Source organism: Flavobacterium mekongense, assembly GCF_047038255.1.
Classification (GTDB): domain Bacteria; phylum Bacteroidota; class Bacteroidia; order Flavobacteriales; family Flavobacteriaceae; genus Flavobacterium; species Flavobacterium mekongense.
Genome location: NZ_CP174374.1, coordinates 317,727 through 341,137, shown reverse-complemented (window position 1 = coordinate 341,137; position 23,411 = coordinate 317,727). Strand labels below are relative to the sequence as shown.

18 protein-coding genes are annotated in these 23,411 nt (G+C 39.1%); 17 read left to right on the top strand and 1 reads right to left on the bottom strand.

All coding sequences use genetic code 11. The annotated features are described in order from the left end of the window. The first annotated feature begins 1 nt into the window (after position 1). From ACJG85_RS01340 to ACJG85_RS01260, 17 genes are all read left to right on the top strand, one after another. Entirely contained in the window at positions 2-1,168 is a 1,167-nt protein-coding gene (locus ACJG85_RS01340) for a glycoside hydrolase 100 family protein (protein ID WP_409678123.1), read from the top strand. 1 nt (position 1,169) lies between these two features. After that, the gene (locus tag ACJG85_RS01335) at positions 1,170-2,099 is read left to right on the top strand and encodes a carbohydrate kinase family protein (RefSeq protein ID WP_412476745.1); all 930 of its coding nucleotides are present in this window, start codon (positions 1,170-1,172) and stop codon (positions 2,097-2,099) included. Positions 2,100-2,254: 155 nt separating this feature from the next. Beyond that, complete coding sequence (locus ACJG85_RS01330) at positions 2,255-4,546, top strand: NADP-dependent malic enzyme (RefSeq protein ID WP_412464657.1); 2,292 nt, start codon at positions 2,255-2,257, stop codon at positions 4,544-4,546. Positions 4,547-4,627: 81 nt separating this feature from the next. Beyond that, positions 4,628-5,209, top strand: a complete 582-nt coding sequence (ruvA, locus tag ACJG85_RS01325) for a Holliday junction branch migration protein RuvA (protein WP_412476744.1) — start codon at positions 4,628-4,630, stop codon at positions 5,207-5,209. A 39-nt stretch (positions 5,210-5,248) separates the two neighbouring features. Then, the gene (sprA, locus tag ACJG85_RS01320; protein WP_412476743.1) at positions 5,249-12,487 is read left to right on the top strand and encodes a cell surface protein SprA; all 7,239 of its coding nucleotides are present in this window, start codon (positions 5,249-5,251) and stop codon (positions 12,485-12,487) included. Between the two features lie 87 nt (positions 12,488-12,574). Next, entirely contained in the window at positions 12,575-12,955 is a 381-nt protein-coding gene (gene gcvH, locus ACJG85_RS01315; RefSeq protein ID WP_409678109.1) for a glycine cleavage system protein GcvH, read from the top strand. Next, the gene (locus ACJG85_RS01310; RefSeq protein WP_412476742.1) at positions 12,927-13,319 is read left to right on the top strand and encodes a VanZ family protein; all 393 of its coding nucleotides are present in this window, start codon (positions 12,927-12,929) and stop codon (positions 13,317-13,319) included. The genes gcvH and ACJG85_RS01310 overlap by 29 nt, the downstream gene beginning before the upstream one ends. Positions 13,320-13,489: 170 nt before the next feature. Then, positions 13,490-14,233 (top strand): deoxyribose-phosphate aldolase, encoded by a 744-nt coding sequence (gene deoC, locus ACJG85_RS01305; RefSeq protein WP_409678103.1) that lies wholly within the window; start codon positions 13,490-13,492, stop codon positions 14,231-14,233. 18 nt (positions 14,234-14,251) lie between these two features. Then, positions 14,252-16,366: a gliding motility protein RemB gene (locus ACJG85_RS01300; protein WP_412476741.1), complete on the top strand. Its 2,115-nt coding sequence runs from the start codon at positions 14,252-14,254 to the stop codon at positions 16,364-16,366. A 226-nt stretch (positions 16,367-16,592) separates the two neighbouring features. Next, positions 16,593-17,495, top strand: a complete 903-nt coding sequence (gene cyoE, locus ACJG85_RS01295) for a heme o synthase (RefSeq protein WP_409678097.1) — start codon at positions 16,593-16,595, stop codon at positions 17,493-17,495. A 2-nt stretch (positions 17,496-17,497) separates the two neighbouring features. Beyond that, positions 17,498-18,085 (top strand): cytochrome c oxidase subunit 3, encoded by a 588-nt coding sequence (locus ACJG85_RS01290; protein WP_409678094.1) that lies wholly within the window; start codon positions 17,498-17,500, stop codon positions 18,083-18,085. A gap of 43 nt (positions 18,086-18,128) precedes the next feature. Next, positions 18,129-19,157, top strand: coding sequence for a cytochrome c oxidase subunit 3 (locus tag ACJG85_RS01285; RefSeq protein ID WP_409678091.1), 1,029 nt, complete (start codon positions 18,129-18,131; stop codon positions 19,155-19,157). Between the two features lie 22 nt (positions 19,158-19,179). Beyond that, positions 19,180-19,536: a cytochrome C oxidase subunit IV family protein gene (locus ACJG85_RS01280; protein ID WP_409678088.1), complete on the top strand. Its 357-nt coding sequence runs from the start codon at positions 19,180-19,182 to the stop codon at positions 19,534-19,536. 77 nt (positions 19,537-19,613) lie between these two features. Continuing rightward, positions 19,614-20,270, top strand: coding sequence for a hypothetical protein (locus ACJG85_RS01275; RefSeq protein ID WP_409678085.1), 657 nt, complete (start codon positions 19,614-19,616; stop codon positions 20,268-20,270). 1 nt (position 20,271) lies between these two features. Continuing rightward, a complete protein-coding gene (locus ACJG85_RS01270; RefSeq protein WP_412476740.1) occupies positions 20,272-20,955 on the top strand; it encodes an SCO family protein in 684 nt (227 codons plus the stop codon). After that, complete coding sequence (locus tag ACJG85_RS01265; protein WP_409678080.1) at positions 20,948-21,541, top strand: DUF420 domain-containing protein; 594 nt, start codon at positions 20,948-20,950, stop codon at positions 21,539-21,541. Before ACJG85_RS01270 ends, ACJG85_RS01265 begins: the two co-directional genes overlap by 8 nt. 25 nt (positions 21,542-21,566) lie before the next feature. Then, positions 21,567-21,785 carry a hypothetical protein gene (locus tag ACJG85_RS01260; protein ID WP_409678077.1) on the top strand — a complete coding sequence of 73 codons (219 nt, stop codon included), beginning with the start codon at positions 21,567-21,569 and terminating at the stop codon, positions 21,783-21,785. A gap of 94 nt (positions 21,786-21,879) precedes the next feature. Here the strand turns inward: ACJG85_RS01260 and ACJG85_RS01255 are convergent, their stop codons facing one another. Next, entirely contained in the window at positions 21,880-23,271 is a 1,392-nt protein-coding gene (locus ACJG85_RS01255; RefSeq protein ID WP_412476739.1) for a DUF4403 family protein, read from the bottom strand. Between the last annotated feature and the right edge of the window lie 140 nt (positions 23,272-23,411).

The following is a 23,411-nucleotide window of genomic DNA, read 5'->3' as shown; positions in this document are numbered from 1 at the left end:
TATGAGTTTCGACAAAGCCATCAATCTTTTACTGGAGGTTGCTTCACCCGATGGTTTCTTGGCCAGTGCCGAGAACACTACCAACTATAAACGGGTTTGGGCTCGAGACGGAGTTATTTGCGGTTTGGCAGCTTTAGCTTCGGGCAATGAACAATTGATAAAAACTTTTAAAAATACCTTAGATACCCTGGCAAAACACCAGCATCCTAATGGAACCATTCCTTCTAATGTATTGGTTTCAGGAGACAAAAGCGAGGTCAGTTATGGCGGTTTGGCCGGAAGAGTTGATGCCGTTACCTGGTTTATCATTGGGGTTTGCCAATATGCTTATCACGAATCAGATACGACTTACATTATCCGTAACCAATCGGCTATTGAAAAAGGCTTTGCTTTATTGGAGGCTTGGGAGTTCAATAACAAGCATTTGGTTTATGTGCCGCTTTCAGGAAATTGGGCCGACGAATACATTACCGATGGTTATGTGTTATACGATCAACTGTTGCGTGTTTGGGCTTTAAAGAGTTATAATCATTTTGCCAAAAGCGATGCCATTGAGCAAAAGACTAACCAAATTATCCGACAAATAGAAATCAATTTTATGCCCGAAACCGGTGGTGAAAAATACCACGAAAGAGCTTACAAGGAAGTTGATTTTGCTGAGTTTATGCCTTGTTCTTTTTCGCCTTCGGGTTACAAAATACAGTTTGATGCTTTTGCTAATGCTCTGGCGGTTATCCTCAATATTGGTACTGAAGAATTTCAAAATAAGCTCATTAATTATACTCAAACCTTAGCATCTGAAACCCAATTGGGCTTGTTGCCGGCTTTTTGGCCTCCGGTATTTGAAAGCGATGTACACTGGCATTTGCTCAAAAACAATTGCCGTTATGAGTTTAGAAATTATCCTTACGAGTTTCATAACGGCGGAACTTGGCCCATGGTGAACGGCTTTTACGGATTAGCATTAATAGCAAAAGGCGAAAGACAAAAGGCCCTTTCCATTTTGGAAAATATAAACGAAGCTAACGCTAAGGAGCATTATTCGTTTTATGAAAATTTCAATACACAAACCACCCAGCCCAACGGTGTGTCCTTCTGCGCTTGGAGTGCGGCGGCAACAATTTTAGTCCATCAATCATTGCATCAAAATTTTAAAATACTAGTTTAAGTTGAAAACGATAGACATCATAAGCATAGGCGAAGTACTGATTGATTTTATCGGTCACGAAGTCAATACTTCCATCAATAGGACCAAAGATTACCACCGATTTTTAGGCGGTTCACCAACCAATGTAGCTGTTAATGCTTCTCGTTTGGGCTTGAATGCAGTGTTGGTAGCTTCTTGCGGTCAAGATGGCTTAGGCGATTATGTGATTCGGAAATTAAAAGCCAATCAAGTCAATACAGATCATATAGGTAAATCGGAAACTGTACCGACTTCCGTAATTTTTGTTTCAAAATCAACTGAAACACCCGATTTCATTCCGTATCGTCAGGCCGATTGTGAAATTTTTGAAAGCCAATTGCCCGACGCAGTGATTTCGAGTGCCAAAATATTTCACACCACTTGTTTTGCTTTGAGTAAAAATCCGGCAAGGCAAACTATTTTGAATCGTGCTCAAAAAGCCAAAACCTTAGGATTACAATTGAGTATCGATATCAATTTTTCAGAACGCATCTGGCCGGACAGGGAGGAAGCCAAAAGCGTGCTGCAACAATATTTGGCTAACGATCCGTTGGTTAAATTAAGCGAGGACGATTGCTATCGTCTTTTTGCTGCCGTAAAATCAGAAGAGTATATTTTCGACTATTTTCATGGGTTAGGCGCTTCTACGATTTGTTTGACCAAAGGGAAAAACGGCGTGGTAGTGTCCGATAGGAATCAAGGGTTATTTTTCCAAAAAGCCATCCCAATTGAAGAAGTAAAAGATACAACCGGAGCCGGTGATGCCTTTTGGACCGGATTTTTATACGCTCAATTGCATCAAAAAAGCTTAGAAGAAACCATTACAGTAGCCCAAAAACTTGCAGCGATCAAACTCCAAAATGTAGGCAGATTGCCTGAAAATATTAATATAAAAGCACTGATACAAGAATAAATGCCAACCACAATTTAGTTAGTTATGCAAGAGAAAAGCCGTATGTTAATCCTACGGCTTTTTGCTTTTTGAGTTTGTGCAAAAAGAAATGGTCAAATATTTCCATTTTACACCGATACTTCTACCTTTGTAAGTCAGAATAAAATTATCCTTACATGAACAAATACAGCAAGCGAAGAGAAGCACTTTTATACCATGCTAAACCTACGCCGGGTAAAATTCAAATTGTACCAACCAAAAAATACGCTACTCAAAGAGATTTATCGTTAGCCTATTCTCCCGGTGTGGCTGAACCTTGTTTGGAAATTGCCAAAGACGTCAACAATGTTTATAAATACACTGCCAAAGGAAATTTAGTGGCAGTAATCAGTAACGGAACAGCAGTTTTGGGCTTGGGTGACATAGGTCCGGAAGCCTCAAAACCGGTTATGGAAGGCAAGGCGTTGTTGTTTAAAATCTTTGCCGGAATCGATGTATTCGATATTGAAGTCGGTACCAAAGATATCGATGCCTTTATCGAAACCGTTAAAAATATTGCGCCGACTTTCGGGGGAATAAACCTCGAAGACATTAAAGCACCTGAATCTTTTGAAATTGAAAGACGCTTGGTAGAAGAGCTTAACATTCCGGTAATGCACGATGACCAACACGGAACAGCCATCATCTCTTCTGCCGCTTTATTGAACGCTTTAGAGTTGGCCAAAAAGAAAACCACAGAAGTAAAAGTGGTGGTTTCAGGTGCCGGTTCTGCCGCTTTAGCTTGTGCCAATCTGTACATTTTGTTGGGTGTAAAACCTGAAAATATCATTATGTTTGATAAAGATGGTGTGCTTTCTGTAGAAAGAACCGATTTGTCGGATTTGCAAAAAAGATACACCCACGGAAAAGCCGGAATTACTTTAGCGGAAGCTTTAATAGGTGCCGATGTTTTCTTGGGATTATCAGCAGGAAATATTCTTACCCCGGAAATGTTGTTGGGCATGGCCAAAAATCCGATAGTGTTTGCTATGGCGAATCCTATTCCGGAAATCGATTACGATTTGGCTATAGCTACTCGCAAAGACATTATCATGGCTACCGGACGTTCAGATCATCCTAATCAGGTGAACAATGTTTTAGGGTTTCCCTACATTTTCCGTGGTGCATTGGATGTAAGAGCGACAAAAATTAATGAAGAGATGAAAATGGCAGCAGTTCATGCTTTGGCTGAATTGGCCAAAGAACCGGTGCCGGAGCAAGTAAATATAGCCTACGGAGAAACCCGCTTGAATTTTGGTAAGGATTACATTATTCCAAAACCCTTTGACCCGAGATTGATTACTCATGTCGCTCCCGCTGTAGCCAAAGCGGCTATGAATTCGGGTGTGGCTTTAAATCCGATTACCGATTGGGATAAATACGAAGAAGAACTGCTGGAGCGTTTAGGTTCTGACAACAAAATGGTTCGTTTGTTAACCAATCGTGCGAAAACCGATCCGAAACGAGTGGTTTTTGCCGAAGCTGATCATTTAGATGTATTGAAAGCAGCACAAATTGCTTACGAAGAAGGTATAGCGCGTCCTATTTTATTGGGTAATAAGGAATTGATTTTAGAGTTAAAAGAAGAACTTGGTTTTGATGCCGATGTACCAATTTTTGATCCTAAAACCAAGGAAGAAGACGAACGCAGAATGCAATATGCCGATACTTATTGGAAGTCGCGACAACGCCGAGGAATTTCGTTGTTGGATGCACAAAAATGGATGCGCGAACGCAATTATTTTGCGGCAATGATGGTAAACGAAGGCGATGCTGATGCGATGGTTTCCGGTTATTCCAGAAGTTACCCATCTACCGTAAAACCGTTAATGCAATTGATAGGAAAAGCACCCGGAATTACACTGATTGCCACCACCAACATGATGATGACCAATCGCGGACCAATGTTTTTATCCGATACGGCTATCAATCCAAATCCAACCGCAGATGAGCTGGCAAAAATTGCTTTAATGACTGCGAAAACAGTAAGAATGTTTGGGATGGAACCGGTAATTGCCATGGTCTCTTTTTCTAATTTTGGTTCTTCCTCTCATGAAAGTGCCACCAAAGTGCGTGAGGCTGTTGCCTATTTACATAAATACTATCCCGATTTAATTGTTGATGGAGAAATTCAAACCGATTTCGCTTTGAACCAAGAAATGTTAGAGAATAAGTTTCCGTTCTCTAAATTGGCGGGAAAAAAAGTAAACACCTTGGTTTTTCCTAATTTGGAAGCGGCTAACATCAACTACAAATTATTAAAAGAGCTTTACAAAGTGGATTCTATCGGTCCGATTATGTTGGGAATGGAAAAAGCAGTTCACATTTTCCAATTGGGTGCCAGCGTAGAAGAAATGGTTAATATGGTTGCTGTGGCCGTAGTTGATGCTCAAGAAAAAGAGAAAAGAAAGAAAGTATCTGCCAAATAGTATGGTAATATTGTTCAGATATTGCAAAGAGATGATGGCAGTTCGAGAATTTTGTTATATTTGGAATAGAATTAAGTTATAATGATTGCACATATTCAAGGGAAATTAGTCGAAAAAACACCTACTGATGTGGTGATTGACTGCAATGGAGTAGGCTATCATATTAACATTTCTTTGCATACATTTTCACTGCTTCCGCAGGCAGATTTTATCAAGTTATATACATTTCTTCAGATTAAAGAAGACGCACATTCACTTTACGGATTTGTAGAAAAATCAGAACGTGAGCTTTTCAAATTACTCTTGTCGGTCTCCGGAATAGGCGCCGGAATAGCCCGAAATATGTTGTCTTCTTTGGATCCGAAACAAATAATTCAATCCATAGCCAATGGTGATGTCGGAACCATCCAATCCATCAAAGGCATTGGCAATAAAACAGCACAAAGAGTCATATTAGACTTAAGAGATAAAGTGTTAAAAATATACGACTTAGATGAAATTTCAGTAGCACAACACAATATTAACCGAGAAGAATCGTTATCTGCTTTGGAGGTATTGGGTTATGTTAGAAAAAATGCCGAAAAAGTGGTAGATAAAATTCTCAAAGAGAATCCTGAGGCATCGGTGGAGACAATCATCAAACAAGCATTAAAAAATTTATAATTCTTGAAAACAATATACGCATTTAAACACTTTTTTACTTTGAGGAATTTTCTTTTCGGAATCTTGTTGTTAACAGGATTTTCGGCTTTTTCTCAAGTTAATCCTACCCCTCAAGACAGTACGGGTTATAATACCGGTAGGGTGCAGATTAAAAACCCCAAAAGTATTGTCAATGCTTACACTTACGATCCGGTAACCAATAGGTACATTTACACCAGTACTTTTGAAGGCTTTAATATCAATTACCCGATTATTTTAACGCCAAAAGAATACGAAGAGTTAGTAATGCGTGAGGCCATGCGCGATTATTTCAAGAAAAAATCAGATGCTATTGACGGTAAAAAAGACGGAAGTGATGCCGCTAAAAAAGACTTATTGCCGCGTTACTACGTTAATTCTGGTTTTTTTGAAACCATATTTGGGTCAAATACAATAGATGTAAAACCTACAGGTTCTGTTGAAATGGACTTAGGGGTTCGTTACACCAAACAAGACAATCCGGCTTTTTCACCACGAAACCGAGCTCAAACTACTTTCGATTTTGATCAAAGAATCAGTATGAGTTTGATGGGTAAAGTAGGGACTCGCTTGAATGTGAATGCCAACTATGACACCGAATCTACTTTTGCCTTTCAGAATTTAATTAAACTCGAATACACTCCTACAGAAGACGATATCATTCAGAAAATTGAAGTGGGTAATGTGAGTATGCCGTTGACCAATTCCTTAATTCGTGGTGCACAGAGTTTGTTTGGGGTAAAAGCGCAATTGCAGTTTGGTAAGACAACCGTTACCGGAGTGTTTTCGGAACAAAAGTCTCAAACCAAATCGGTTACGGCTCAAGGCGGTGGAACCATACAGGATTTTGAAATTTTCGGATTGGACTACGATGCCGATCGTCATTTCTTTTTGTCGCAATATTTTAGAAACAAATACGATGATGCGCTCAAGAATTATCCGTTCATCAATAGTCGTGTCCAAATTACCCGTATCGAAGTTTGGGTTACCAATCGACAAAACCGTGTCAACCAAACCAATAACAACTTAAGAAATATCATTGCTTTACAAGATTTAGGAGAAGCCCGATTGGCCGGTTTGACGGATAGCCAAATCGTAGCTTTAAATGCGACCGATGTTAATAACAACTTCTTTACCATTCCGCCCGATCCGACAGTTGATACCCCTTCAGACAACAGCAACAACAAGTATGATCCGGATTTGATTAATACCGGTACCGGTTTGCTAAACAACAATATTAGGGATATTGTAACGTCAAGTGCCGGATTCAACAATATAGTACCGGTGGATGAAGGCACAGATTACTCTAAATTAGAAAATGCCCGAAAATTAGCCTCTAACGAATATACTTTTCATCCGCAATTGGGTTACATCTCATTGCAACAGCGTTTGGCTAATGATGAAGTATTAGCAGTTGCTTATCAGTATACCATTGGAGATCAAGTTTATCAGGTAGGTGAATTCGGAACAGACGGTGTAGATGCTACAGTATATGATGGTACTGATGCAGCCAATCCAACCGTTTCCTCACAGAGTTTGATTTTGAAAATGCTGAAAAGTAACCTGACCAATGTTCAAAAACCTATTTGGAATTTGATGATGAAAAACATCTACCAAATACCGGGAGCATTCCAATTACAGCAAGAAGATTTCAGATTGAACATTTTATACACCGATCCTTCTCCAATAAACTACATCAGCCCTGTGAACGGAGTACCTTTTCCATCTACCACAGATCCGGATATGGTAGTTTCCGAAACCCCGTTAATCAAGGTCTTTAATGTTGACCGATTGAACTACAACAACGATCCGCAAGCCGGAGGGGATGGTTTCTTCGATTTTATGCCGGGACTGACCGTTGACCAACAAAATGGACGAATTATCTTCACCACTGTTGAGCCTTTCGGGAAATTGATGTTTGATAAATTGAAATTGGGTGCCGAAGATTATTACGATGTTAACACCTATAACGGTAACCAACAAAAATATGTTTTCAGAAGCATGTATTCGAGCACTCAAGCCGGTGCTTTGCAAGATGCAGACAAAAACAAGTTCCAATTAAAAGGTAGATTTAAATCGGCCGGAGGAGATGGTATTCCTATTGGTGCTTACAATGTTCCGAGAGGTTCAGTGGTAGTAACGGCCGGAGGCAGAGTATTACAGGAAGGAGTTGATTATAGTGTAAACTACCAAGCGGGAAGGGTACAAATTTTGGATCCTTCGTTGCAAGCATCCAATACACCTATCCAAGTTTCGGTAGAGAACAATGCTACTTTCGGGCAACAAACCCGAAGATTTATGGGATTCAATGTTGAGCATAAGTTTTCGGATAAGTTTATGGTGGGCGGAACTTTTATCAAAATGACCGAAAGACCATTTACCCAAAAATCAAATTATGGTCAAGAATCAGTTAATAATACGATTTTCGGTTTCAATGCAAACTATTCAACGGAAGTTCCTTTCTTAACCCGATTGGCTAATAAGTTGCCGAATATTGATACTGATGTTCCATCTAACGTGTCTTTAAGAGGCGAAGTGGCTTTCTTAAAACCGGACACTCCTAATGCTGATCAGTTCCGTGGAGAACCAACCGTTTATGTAGATGATTTTGAAGGTTCTCAAACGACTATCGATATGCGTTCGCCATTATCATGGAACTTATCGAGTGTGCCCAAATGGCAAGCCGGAGTGGATTACAACGACTTTGGATCTGCTTTGGTGGGCTTGGATTACGGATACAAAAGAGCCAAGCTAAACTGGTACACTATCGATCCTACCATCTATGTTCAAACACCGGGGGATATTGGTCAAGACGGGATTTCCTTAAACAGCACCAGAAGAATTTTCAATCGTGAATTGTTCCCCGACTTGGAGTTGCAAGTGGGCCAACAAACGGTTATCAACACCTTGGATTTGACTTACTATCCAAGAGAACGCGGGCCATACAATTACAATCCTGAAGCTTTGAGTCCTTCCGGATTTAGTACCCCACAAGAAAACTTCGGTGGAATTACCAGAGCCATTAACTCTACCAATTTTGAACAAAGCAATGTGGAATACATCCAGTTTTGGGTAATGGATCCGTATTATGATCCGGCCAATCCAACGGCTGTTCCAAACCCAACCAATGTTGGACGTTTGTATTTCAACTTAGGTGAAATTTCTGAAGACGTACTAAAAGACGAACGCAAACAATACGAAAACGGATTACCTGCCAGTAATAGTACTTCATTGGTGAGTCCAACCGTTTGGGGTAGAGTACCTTCTTCTCAATCATTGATTTATGCATTTGATGTTGATGGTGCCAATCGTGCCTCACAAGACGTTGGTTTGGATGGTATTGATGATGAAGCCGAGAGAAACTTGCCTAATATCGGAGCATTCGCCACTTTGGATGACCCTGCTGCGGATAACTACCAGTACTTTTTAAGTGCGCCGGGGACTTCTGTTTTTGAACGATATAAAAATTACAATGGTTTACAAGGTAACTCTCCGGTAACTGTAACCGATACCAACAGAGGATCAACTACTTTGCCTGATGTGGAAGATATCAACCGTGACAACACTATGAACACGGTGAATGCTTACTACGAATACAAAATCGATATCCAGCCGAATATGCAGGTTGGGCAAAACTTTATTACGGATGTAAGAGAAACTCAAATACCTGATTTGCCGAATGGAACATCAACCAGCGCTCGTTGGTACCAATTCAAAATTCCGGTTACTCAGCCTACTACAACTGTTGGAAGCATCTCGGATTTCCGTTCGATTCGTTTTATGAGAATGTTCATGACCGGATTTTCAGAACCTATTACCTTGCGTTTCGGAGCTTTAGATTTGGTTCGCGGAGAATGGAGACGTTACGACCAGTCCTTCCAACCAACAGATAGCGATCCGGATGATGACAACACCAATTTTGATGTATTGGCAGTTAACTTACAAGAAAATGCTTCTCGTTTACCTATTCCTTATGTTTTGCCTCCGGGTGTTATACGTGAGGAAGTAGGGAATGGAAACCAGGTTATCAGTCAAAATGAACAATCATTATCCTTAAGAGCTTCCGGTAACGGTTTAGAAGTAGGTGACTCCAGAGCAGTATTCAAAAATGTAAATGTTGACATGCGTCAGTTCAACAAACTGAAAATGTTCTTGCACGCCGAGGCTTTACCGTCGCCAACCGATCCGACACCGCTGTTAGACAATCAAATGACGGCTTTTATTCGATTTGGAAACGACTTTACCAATAACTTTTACCAAGTAGAAATTCCGTTAAAAGTAACCGCTGAAGGCGCAACTCTGCCGGAACAAATTTGGCCGGAAGAAAACGAGATGAGTGTGGCCATGTCCTTACTAACCCGAATGAAAGTTCAAGCCATGAGCATAGATCCTTCCACTTTACCGTTAGAAGGGATTTACTATCCTGACGACGATAGTTCTTTACCGGATGGTGATGGAGATGTAAAGTTGCGTCTTGGTATAAAAGGAAATCCTAACTTTGGATTGGTTCGTACTTTGATGGTGGGTATTAAAAATAACCATACCGATAGAGTACGAGGAGAAGTGTGGTTTAACGAGTTGCGCATAGCCGATATGAACAACAAAGGGGGTATGGCAGCTGTGGTAAATATGGATGCAAACATGGCCGATTTTGCAACTGTTTCCGCTACGGGAAGAATGAGCACCATTGGTTTCGGAGCTTTAGAAGAAGGACCAAATGAGAGAAGTCGTGAAGATGTTCAACAATACAATTTAGTAACCAATTTCAGTTTAGGTAAACTTTTACCTAAAAAATGGGGCATCAACTTGCCATTCAACTATGCTGTTGGAGAAGAAACTATTACACCGGAATATGATCCTTACAATCAAGATATTCGCTTAGAGCAATTGTTAGCCAATACGTCAGATGCAGCCGAAAGAGAGAATATTGAGAGCCGTGCCATAGATTATACCAAACGCACCAGTATCAATTTTATCGGGGTGAAAAAAGAGCGCGCTCCTGAGCAAAAACAGCGCATCTATGATCCGGAAAACCTAACACTTTCTTACTCCTACAATGAGGTGTTGAAGCACAATTATGAAATTGAAAACTTTATTGACCAACAAGTAACCACTTCGGTAGATTACACTTATGCGTTCAAACCTAAATCGGTTGAACCCTTCAAAAAAAGCAAGTATTTTAAGAAAAGTGATTACTGGAAGTTGTTGAGCGATTTCAATTTTAATTATTTGCCGGCCAATATTTCGTTCAGTAGTAATATCATTCGCCAATACAACAGACAACAGTTCCGCCAAGTGGATGTTGATGGTATTCCGCTGGATCCTTTGTACCGCAGAAATTATATGTTTAACTACCAATACGGTTTTAATTACAACATAACCAAGTCGCTTAAAGTGAATTACACCGCTGCGTCCAACAATATAGTACGTTCTTATTTAAATGAAGACAATGTGCCGGACAACAGCTATACCATTTGGACCGACTTTTGGAACATTGGTACACCAAACCAACACAACCAACAATTGGTGGTAAATTACGAATTACCGGTAAACAAAATTCCGTTCTTGTCATTTGTCAAATCTACTTATTCTTATACCGGAGACTACAGTTGGCAACGTGCTTCATTAGCTTTGGCCGAAGTTGATGGTTACAATTTAGGAAACACGATTCAAAATGCCGGTTCTCATCGTTTGAATACAGCATTCAACATGGAGTCTTTTTACAAGTATATAGGTTTGGGTAAAAAACCGGCTGCTGCGGCTCCAAAACCGGCTGCTCTGCCAAAACCGGGAGAGAAAATTACCAATACAAAGGCCCAACCTGCCGGCAATACAAACGCTTTCTTGGATGGTTTAAAAGGTGTGTTGACCAGCGTGAAAAACGTTCAAATTAACTATACCCGAAACGAGGGAACTTTATTGCCTGGTTTCTTGCCAAGCTTAGGATTCTTTGGTTCATCTAAGCCATCGCTGGGATTTGTTTTCGGTATGCAAGACGATGTTCGTTTTGAAGCCGCCAAAAGAGGTTGGTTGACCACTTATCCTGATTTTAATCAAAGTTATACGCAAACCATCACCAAAACGTTGGAGATGACGGCTAATGTGGATTTGTTCCCGGATTTTAAAATCGATTTGACTGCTAATAGGACTTATGCGGAGAATTATTCTGAACAATACGATGTGGATGAAACAACAGGTTTGTATAACCCTCGTTCCCCATACAGTTTTGGAAATTTCTCTATTTCTACGGTAATGCTGGCTACTTCATTTGGTAAAAGCGATGAAAATGGTTCTGCTGCTTTTGATGATTTTAGAAACAATCGTGCCATCATAGCCGATCGTTTGGCGACTCAGTTTTACGGAACTACCGATGTCCCAAGATACGGTGATGCTAATAACCCGATACCGACAGACGTAAACGATCCGAGATATAATTTTTACACCTCCAATCAAGGTTATCCGATAGGGTTTGGTAGAAACAACCAAGCGGTTTTAATTCCGGCTTTCTTGGCAGCTTATACCGGAGCTTCAGCCGATGGGGTTTCAACGGGAATTTTCCGCAGTTTCCCAATTCCTAACTGGAACATGAAGTATAGTGGTTTGATGCGTTATAAATTTTTCAAAGACCGTTTCAAACGTTTCTCTATCCAACACGCTTATCGCGCTTCTTACACTATCAACTCGTTCCGTTCTAACTTTGATTATGATCAAAACCCGGGCGGACAAGACAATGGCGGTTTTGGTAATTTCTACAATAAAACTATTGTTGCCAACATCAACTTGGTAGAGCAGTTTAATCCGTTGGTGAGAATCGATTTTGAGATGAAAAATTCTTTCAAGATTTTGGCCGAAATGAAAAAAGACCGAAGCTTATCGATGAGTTTCGACAATAATTTGTTGACCGAAGTTCAAGGACAAGAATACATTATAGGTTTGGGATATCGTTTCAAAGACGTAATCATTTCTTCGCAATTGGCCGATAATCCAACCGGTATTATCAAAAGTGATATCAATGTGAAAATTGATTTCTCCTACCGAAACAACAAAACCATAGTGCGTTATTTAGATTACGATAACAACCAATTGGGTGGCGGACAAAACATTTGGTCGGCTAAAGTCACCGCCGATTATTCGTTTAGCAAAAACTTAACGGCTATTTTCTTCTATGATCATTCGTTCTCAAAACCGGTAATATCTACTTCGTTCCCAATGACGAACATCAGAACCGGATTTACAATGCGATATAATTTCGGAAATTAAGAAACTTTTAAACCAAAGATTTTAATAATCTACCGAGAAATCATACTTTTGGAGAAATTTTAAAACAACAACTAAACAAGCTTAATAATGAATATTCCAAGCAATTTAAAGTATACCAAAGACCACGAATGGGTTTTAATTGAAGGCGATGTAGCCACTGTAGGAATTACCGATTTCGCTCAAAAAGAATTGGGTGATATCGTTTATGTAGAAGTAGAAACCCTGGACCAAACCTTAGCCAAAGACGAAGTTTTCGGAACCGTAGAAGCAGTGAAAACGGTTTCGGATTTGTTCTTGCCTTTGTCCGGTGAAATTTTCGAATTCAACGATGATTTAGAAGTGAATCCGGAAAATGTAAACACGGATCCTTATGGAAAAGGTTGGATGATTAAAGTGAAAATTGCTAATGCAGCTGAGATAGAAGAATTATTGGATAGCGATGGTTACAAACAACTCATCGGTGCTTAAAAATACGATACTAAGTCTGGCCATCGGCTGGACTTTTTTAATTTTAGTCCTTTGTTTGGTTAAGTTTAACGATTTGCCATCCCTCAAAGTTTCCGGCGTCGATAAGTATGTGCACTTCACCTTTCATTTTACTTTTACATTATTGTGGGGATTATATCTTGGTTTGCGATTTGGAAAAATTCAACGGACGCGTTTAGTCTATATAGTTTTAATTTCCTTGGGTTACGGCATTTTGATAGAGATTTTACAAGAAGCCTTCACCCAAACCCGCCATGCCGATGTCATGGATGTGCTGGCCAATTTGACAGGAGCCATAACGGCTTTCTTGGTTTTAATCCTTTTCAAGCCCAGACAAAAAAGATAGAATAAATTTATTTTTTCAATATTTGACAACCGTTTTCTTTTTTAAGAAGAAAACGGTTTTTTTGTTACTTTTATCCCTTGAAATCGCGCCATAATGAAGTTTGTTATAAACAAACACCAATTATTAAAAGCGATACCATAGATGACCTCTGAAAAATATATTTTACATAGATGAATATAAAGCAATATCTTGATTCCACTTATCTCAAAACAGCCGTTCAAGCCGGACTAACAGAGAAAGAAAATACTGCCATTGTTGAAGGGTTTATTCAAGAGGCCATAGTCGAAGGCTTTAAGTTGATTATGATTCGTCCGGATTATGTGAAAACTGCCCGAAAAATGATTGATGCCGCTGGATCAAAATTGCTTATAGGTACTGTTATTTCGTTTCCGGAAGGCACGAATTCTTTAGAAGATAAAATGGCAGAAGCCCAAAAAGCCATTGAAGACGGCGTGGATGAGCTGGACTATGTATGCAACTACGAAGCTTTTAAGAAAGGTGAAATCGACTTGGTAAAAGAAGAAATTTTATTAGGTACCAAGTTGGCTTTCGACCATCATAAAGTGGCCAAGTGGATTATAGAAGTTGCGGCCCTAACCGATGATCAAATCATTCAAATTTCAGCCTTAATCAAAAATGTGGTTATGGCGAATTTTAAAGAACACTGTTATCCCAATGTATTTGTAAAATCATCTACGGGTTTTTATGTTACCGAAAACAATAAACCTAACGGTGCCACAAAGCATACTGTGATAATGATGTTGGAAAATGCCTCGCCTTTACCGGTTAAAGCTGCCGGTGGAGTTCGTACTTACGAAGAAGCTGAAGAAATGATTCGTTTAGGGGTTAAAAGAATCGGGACATCAGCGGCCAAAACCATAGCCAATGGCGAAACTGCTACAGGCGGTTACTAATTACTTTATTTCTGATCCATGAAAAAGATATTTTCCTTTATAGTCCTATTTTCTATAGCCGCTACGGCGCAAGTTTCCAACAACAGTACAGAAAGATTTCCGGTATTTCCGGCTTGTGAAGGTCAGGAATCAAGAGCTTTGGAAACCTGTTTTTACAATCAGGTTCAAGATTTTGTATACAACAATTTCAAAGTGCCTGATGCCCTAAAAGAGAAAAACTACAAAGGAAGTTTGATAGTTTTGTTTGAAGTCAATGACCAAGGTAATTTTAAAGTCATTTACGTCGATGCCGTAGAAGAATCTTTAGCCTCAGAGGGCAGAAGGGTTTTTGGTCAGATGCCGAAAATTAGTCCGCCAACCCACAATGGGCAACCTACCTATGCTAAATATACTATCAAAATAGCTATCCCATTGCAAAGTGCCGCAGAAATTCAGGCGCAAAAAGAAGCCGAATTGGCGGCAGAAAAAGCGGCTCAAACCTATCGTCCGAATACGGCTTATTTGACAGAATTGGATAATATGAAGTACAACACTTTTGCTAATCCGCAATTTAAAAGCCATTTAAATATTCCGTTTTCCCATAGCTATTATTCGCAATTTGATGACGAAATGAATCAGGTTGGCGCCAACAACCATACCGGTTCTAAACCTTATGCTTATGCTGAAGTGTCGAAATATTACGATTTGGCTGCCGAGAACCAAAAATTGTTGAAAAACAAGCAAGGTTGGTGGGGTAAAAAACTTTGGAACGAAAGCTTGGTGCAGATTCAAGGCGAAGACTATTGGTTTACGTTGAATCCGATATTGGATTTACAGTTTGGGAAAAGCGATCCGAGTGTTAGTAGTTACACTTATGTTAATACGCGTGGCATACAGTTCAACGGCGGTTTAGGCAGTCAACTCAATTTTACCACGACCATTTATGAAAGTCAAGGACGATTTGCAGATTACTTTAATCGTTATGCCGAATCCATAGCGCCCGATGGTGGAAATCCCGCTATTATTCCGGGGATTGGTATTGCCAAACGATTCAAAACAGATGCTTACGATTTTCCTTTGGCCGAAGCAAATTTGGCGTATACACCGAGTAAATTCATCAATATGAATTTGGGTTACGGTCGTAATTTTATAGGCGATGGTTATCGTTCGTTATTGTGGAGCGATGGCGCCAGTCCGTATCCGTATTTTAAATTGAATACTACTTTTTGGAAAATAAAATACACCAATTTATACACTTGGTTGAAAGATGTTCGTCCGGAGGCAACACTCGACAGGACTTATGCGACTAAGTTTGCCGCCAGTCATTATTTGAGTTTGAATGTCACCAACAAGTGGAATATTGGTTTGTTTGAATCGGTGGTTTGGGCCAATAACAACAATCGTGGTTTTGACATGAGTTTTGTGAATCCGCTTATTTTTTACCGTTCGGTTGAGTTTGCTTCTTCGTCCAGAAGCGGTAATGCTATGTTGGGATTGACTTCTAAATACAAATGGAACAATCAGATTCAGTTTTACGGGCAGTTTTTGTTGGATGAGTTTTCGTTGGATGATATGCGTTCCGGGGACAAAAGCTGGAAAAACAAATTCGGTTACCAGTTAGGCGCAAAGTATTTCCATGCGTTTAAGATTAAGAATTTACTCTTGCAAGCCGAATACAATGTGGTTCGCCCTTATGTTTACGCGCACAGTGAAGCGATTACCAATTACGGTCACAATAACCAGAGTTTGGGACACCAATGGGGTGGCAATTTCAGAGAATTTATTGCCATTGCTCGTTATCATAACGGCCGTTATTTTGCCGATGCTAAAATTACGGTTGGAACACGAGGTTTAGATATTAATAACGACACCAACAGTTTTAATTACGGAAGCGATATTTACCGCGATTATGATGAGCAAAGACCATTTGATACCGGTGTGACTGTTGGGCAAGGGAATAAAACCAATGTCTTCATAGCCGATTTACAAGCCGGTTATTTGATTAATCCGGCCACCAATATGAAATTATACGGCAGTTTGATTTACCGAAACTTTAGTCCGGCCACGGAAACCTTTTTAGCCGTTAAAGAAAGTACTACTTGGTTTTCCATTGGGTTAAGATGTGATATTTTCAACTGGTATTTTGACTATTAGCGGTTGGTTTAGCGGCGCTTTTTTTGATAGATTCCCAACACGCCATTCGCTTACTTTTTTAGCCCCGATTGGAGTCGGCTACCTCGTAGCGCGGAAAGCGGGAATAAGGTTGGCAAATACACACCGGACATTCGCTTCAACAACTGCTAAATCTGAAATTTATCTTTAATATTTTTTTGTCAAATCGTTTTCTATAAAGTACCTTTGCACGAGCTTAAAATAAAGGATGAACGCAACGGCTACCACATTTTCTTTCAAACAACTTGCTGTCGATTTTAAAGAAATCACCAAGGCAGGTTTAGCGGTTAGCGTGGTGTTTTCTTCCATCGCCGGGTACTTGCTTGGTGTGGCAGATTTTGAAAGCCTGCAATGGACGACCTTATTCATGTTGGCCGTTGGTGGGTATTGTATGGTAGGTGCTTCCAATGCTTTTAACCAAGTCATCGAAAAAGACTTAGATGCTTTGATGGATCGCACCAAGAATCGTCCTGTGGCATCAGGTAGAATGGCGCCTAATCGCGCCTTGTTTGCCGCCAGTTTGCTAACAATAGTCGGATTGGTTTTGTTGTATCTGATTAATCCGAAGTCGGCCATGTTTGGGGCGATTTCCATTTTTTTATACACCAGTGTTTACACTCCTTTGAAAACAATTACGCCACTATCGGTTTTTGTAGGTGCTTTTCCGGGAGCCATTCCGTTTATGTTGGGATGGGTTGCAGCCACAGATCATTTTGGGATAGAAGCCGGTACACTTTTTTTGATTCAGTTTTTTTGGCAGTTTCCGCATTTTTGGGCTATTGGGTGGTTTTTGTATGAGGATTATGAAAAGGCAGGATTCTTTATGTTGCCCACCGGGAAGAAGGATACCTCTACTGCTTTGCAAACTATATTGTATTCAGTTTGGTTGTTAGTGGCTTCTTTGTTGCCTTGTTTGGGGTATACCGGAAAGTTATTTATTTCCCCGATTGCGGCCGGGATAGTGTTTTTGTTAGGACTTTGGATTATTTTTTATGCGGTTAAGTTGTATCAATTGAGAACGGCTAAAGCCGCCAGAACGCTAATGTTGGTTAGTGTTTCCTATATTACGTTGTTACAAATAGTTTATATAACAGATAAATTTTTAAGATAGTTATGGCAACAATGATGTCGATAGATGAACACCAAGCGAGAAAGTCGCGTTCCCAAAAATTACTGTTGTGGTTTGCTATGGCCAGTATGACCATGATGTTCGCCGGAATAACCAGTGCTTTTGTGGTGAGTAAGTCGAGAGAAGATTGGATGAAAGATTTTCAATTTCCATCGGCTTTTTATTTCAGTACCTTGGCTATTATTCTTTGTAGTGTGACTTTTCACTGGGCTCAAAAAGCTATTCAAAAAGACAACAGAGGATTGGTTTCAAGTTTGCTTTTAGCCACTTTAGGATTAGGAATAGCGTTTGTGGCTTTACAATTTGTTGGGTTTGGACAGTTGATCGAGCAAGGGTATTACTTTACCGGTCCGGAGAGTAACATTGCCACAACTTTCCTTTATGTGATTGCTGTAGTGCACATGGCGCACCTTGCCGGAGGAATTATTTCGCTTTTAATCATAATTTATAATCATTTTAAACAAAAATACAATTCAACTCAATTCCTTGGCATTGAGCTAGGTGCGATGTATTGGCACTTTCTTGATTTCTTGTGGATTTGTTTGTTTTTGTTTTTATATTTCTTTAAATAAGAAAAAAAATCTAAATTTGGGAACTTTTTAACTAATAACTTTTATGGGAGCTACAGTTACTACTGCAAATACAAACGAAAATACTTGGGGTGGCGGAAACGAGCCAATGGGTGCCAGTTATGGTAAATTGATGATGTGGTTTTTTATCGTATCAGATGCCTTGACCTTCTCGGGTTTCCTTGCTGCTTACGGATTTTCAAGATTTAAATTTATTGACAACTGGCCAATTGCTGATGAGGTGTTTACCCACTTCCCGTTCATGCACGGAGTAGATGCTCCGATGTATTATGTGGCTTTGATGACTTTTATCTTGATTTTCTCCTCTGTTACTATGGTTTTGGCAGTTGATGCCGGACACCAAATGAAACAGAAGAAAGTGGCTTTCTACTTGTTGCTTACAATTATCGGAGGTTTAATATTCGTTGGTTCGCAAGCTTGGGAGTGGAAAAACTTTATCAAAGGGGAGTATGGCGCCATCGAAACCAAAGGCGGAAGCATTATACAATTCGTTGATAAAACCGGAAAAAGAGTTAAATTAGAAGAGTTTGCAGTTGTTTTGCCGGAAGAAAGAGAGCAACACAAAAGAAGTAACGGAATCTGGTTCCAAGACGAGCCTAGCTTACCAACCTACTCTGTGGCTGAAGTTCAAGCCGGTTTTAAAGCACACCCTGACTTGTTGGTGAGAACAGAAAAAATATACAGAGATACTGCTGAAGACAAAGCTAATAAAGACTTACAGCCGGGATTGAATAAAAACAAACACCGTGAAGTGTTAACCAGAGAAGCTTCTGAAGCTATGGTAGCTAATGCTCATTTAGTAGTAGAAGGTGCTAACTTGCAAAGAAACGAGTACGGAAGCAAATTGTTTGCCGATTTCTTCTTCTTTATCACCGGTTTCCACGGTTTTCACGTATTCTCGGGTGTCGTAATTAATATCATCATTTACCTAAACGTTCTTTTAGGAACTTACGAGAGAAGAAAGAACTACGAAATGGTTGAAAAAGTTGGACTTTATTGGCACTTCGTTGACTTGGTTTGGGTATTTGTATTTACCTTCTTCTACTTAGTTTAATCACAGAAAAACATAGCATATTATGTCACATTCACACGAACATGTATCTAATACATCCAGAATTTGGAAAGTTTTTATCTTGTTATCTATTGTAACCATAGTTGAGGTTGCTTTAGGAATTGTAAGACCTGAATTGTTGTTCAATAACAACTTTTTAGGAATGAACTTGCTGAACTGGGTTTTCATCATCCTAACATTGTACAAAGCTTATTATATTGTATGGGCGTTCATGCACATGGAAGGTGAGAAAAGTAGTTTACGATGGGCTGTTGTAGCCACAGTTATTTTCCTTGTTTTATATTTGGTTTTCATCTTATTAGTAGAAGGAAATTATGTATATGGGGTTTTTAAAAATTCTACTATTAAATGGAATTTTTAACACTATATTAATTCAAAAAAAAGGGTACGCATTGCGTACCTTTTTTTATTTTTGTATGGCTAATATTTTAGTTTACCATGAAAAAAAACTTGGTCCTTTTCGTACTGTTCATACTTCCCATAGTGGCCTATCTTTTTTTTGCCTCAGGAGTTAACAGTTTTATCACTTTGCCTACTATAACCAAAAACATTCCGGATGTCAGTCCTGAGTGGACTTCGTTGAAGGGTGAAAAGGTAACCCTAAACAATAAAATAACCATTTTGGGTTTTGCAGGGCAGGATATCATGCCAAACAGCGGTAACTTTTTTACACTTAATCAAAAAATTTACAACAAGTACCGCGAGTTCAAAGATTTCCAAATGGTATTTATTGCACCGATTGGCACCCAACAGCAGGCACAAACACTTTTAAAAGAGTTAGGAAAGATTTCGGATGTTTCCGGTTATCACTTTGTGTTTACTACTCCTGAAGCTATAGAGGCTTACCACAAAGAGCTAAAGCTACTGGGTAAATTAGATGATAAAACGGGGACTTCCCATGTTTACATTATCGATAAAAAAAGAAATCTTCGCGGAAGAAAGGGAAAAAGCGTGCAGGGAGAACCAGAGTATAAAGAAGGGTATAATACAGCTTCAGCCGCAGACTTGCACAATGATATGATGGATGATGTTAAAATCATTTTGGCAGAATACCGCTTGGCATTGAAACGCAATAATGCAAATCGAAAAATTTAACATGAAAAATAAATCTTATATAGGCCTGTCTTTTATAGTGTTGATTTTCGGGATTATTTTTATCCCCAAGATAGTCAATAGAGTTAAAAACAACACGGTTGTGCAGGGCGACCGAATAGACGCTGTTTCCAACCATAAAAATGCCGAGACAGATTTGCTTACTTTAGGCAAAGCACCTGAGTTTGAACTGACTGATCAAAATGGAGCAAAAATCACTAGCAAAACCTATGAAGGGAAAGTGTATGTGGTGGAGTTTTTCTTTTCTACTTGTCCATCTATTTGCCCTATCATGAACCGTAATATGGCTGAAATCCAAAACAAGTTTTTTGGGAATCCAAATTTTGGAATAGCGTCTATTACAATCAATCCCGAATACGATACAGTTGAAGTTCTAAAGGAACATGCTGCTCAAATTGGTGTCAAATCATCCAACTGGCATTTGATGACTGGGGACAAAGATTACATTTACAGCATTTCAAACAAAGGATTTAATATTTACGCCGGAGAAAACGGAAAAGCTGCCGGGGGTTTCGAACATTCCGGTTTGTTTGCTTTGATTGACAAAAAAGGGAATATTCGCTGCCGAAAAGACGAACACGGAAATCCGATTATGTATTATGACGGTTTAGAAAAAGCCGGTGTAAAAGCTATCATAGAAGATATAAAAAAACTGTTAAATGAGTAATACTAAACCAACCACGCTGGAGAATAAGTTTAAAGGATCAATAATAGCGGTGTCTATCATTATTCCTATTGCCGTAGCCGTATTATTTTCGGTTAAACTGAAAGATTTCGGCTTTGATGTTGAACCGTTGTCTTTTTTACCGCCTATTTATGCCGGAATTAATGCTTTAACGGCTGTATTGCTGATTGCGGCAGTTATGTCTATTAAACAAGGCAACACAAAGCTGCATGAAAGATTAATGACCTTTGCTATAGCGTGCTCTGTAGTTTTTTTAGTAATGTATGTAGCATACCATATGACTGCCGAATCCACAAAGTTTGGAGATACTAATTTTGACGGTAATTTAGACGATGCAGAGAAAGCGGCTGTCGGAGGTATACGATATTTGTATTATTTTATTTTATTAACGCACATTAGCTTATCGGTTGTCATCATTCCGATGGTGCTGTTTACTTATGTCAGAGCTTTGGCCGAACAATTTGACAAGCATAAAAAATTGGCCAAAATTACTTTTCCGATTTGGTTGTATGTCGCTGTAACCGGAGTAGTGGTTTACTTGATGATATCTCCTTATTATGCACACTAATAGGCAAAGCAACAATAATTGTACAATGAAACTAAAATTGGTGTTGCTGACTTTAGTTATTGGACTATTGCCGATAGTTTCTTTAGCCCAGTGTGCCATGTGTAGAGCAGCTTTGGAGAGTTCGGGCAATAATGTTAAAGCGGAAGCAGTAAACGACGGCATAGTGTTCTTAATGGCTATTCCTTATCTTATCGTGGCCGGAATTGGTTTTGTAGTTTATAAGATGTACTACAAGAAAAAATAAAACGCAAAATTCTAAAAGTTAAAAGCGAAGTATTCATGTTTTACAATTGATACTTCGCTTTTGTTATTTGGTTCTTAATGGCAGTTTTTTGTCTTTATTCCATACCGTCAATCTTTACACTCATTTTTCCAGAAGTTGTAATAAAAGCAATAATGGCTTTGTCGGTGATTTCCACTTTTTCAAATTCAAAATCGCCCATAGTACCATTCACAAAAACACCTTTCATTGGCGAATAGTTGTTTAGATAGGGTAACATACTCTTTTTGCCTTCATCCAAATTTTCTTTGATGGAATAGCGGCAGTTTTCTTGAATTTTTTTCAAGATTACGCCTTGTAATAACCAATTGGCGGTTCGGGTTAACAAACCTCTGGTATCCAAAACATAGTCCATTTGATCAAAATAAATTTCTTTGGTAATTGGGTTGTAATTCGGAATACCCGACAAGTAAATGGTGCCGTTAATACTACCCGTCATTTGGAGTGCAATAATAATTTTGCCGTCTTTTTGCCATAAAGCCACATTCTCCACTACTATTTTTCTACTGCCCGATGCAAATTCTTTTCCTTTGAAATTAGAAGTAATAATGCGCGATGCACTGTCGTAAGTTGATATAGCCACAACATTAGCGGTTACGGTATTGGGGATTTTGGTTACCGCTTTGAATTGAATGGCACTTCGGTCAAAAGTGTTCTTGGGTTGTAAACCAACCATGGTTTGCATATTGCACTTCAAACCCATGTCCATTTTAATCTGTGTTTTTTCCAAAACGGCATCGGTCACATATACTTCAATCGGGATTAATTTGAACCAGGTTTGATATTGTTCACTGGTTACAAAAGGGGTACTCATTTTTTCCAATACATCTAAAACATATGGTTTAAAGTCGCAGCTATTTTCAATGGCATCGTCAATTTTTTTGGCCATTTTCGATTTAAAAATAGATAGCGTAGGATTGATGATATAGGTAATCGGTACATTTTTGCCCGCTACCAAAATAGTCGGACTTTCAGACCATTCAAAATCTTCTATTTTAGACACGGTACTCAATTTCCAATTGGATAACCTAACAGAGCTGGTCATGGTAATGGTGCCGTTTAAATTGATTTCGCGGGTGTCGTTCAAGCCCATAAATTCAGTGCCGTATTTGAATTGAGACCAAATTTTTAAAGGCATTACGGTTACAATTCTTCCGTCTTTTTCAGTGATACGTATAGGAGCAGTTTTCCAAATTTTCATTTCGGTTTTGTCGTCTTGTAAATTGGAATCATCGTAAATTTGTCCGCTCAGGGTTTTGTTCAATTGGTTTTCAATTTCTTTGAGCGTTATCTCTAAAGGCATATTTACAAAAGAAGTCTTGGTTTTATATACCATCGGCGCATCGTTGGAAGGTAAAGGTTTTAAAGCCTCAATTTTTTGAGAAGTCGAGCAACCAACCAATAACGAGGTAAGGCAAAGAAACAAAGCAACTGATTTTACAGAGAACATAAGCGGAAATTTTTTGTCAAAAATAATAGGAAATATTGTAAAACAGTTGTAACAATAATAAAAAAACAGAGTCTAAAACAATGTGTCTTAGTGTAACAACCATAAGGCAAAAGCAATATCTTTGTTTAGTCACGAAAATT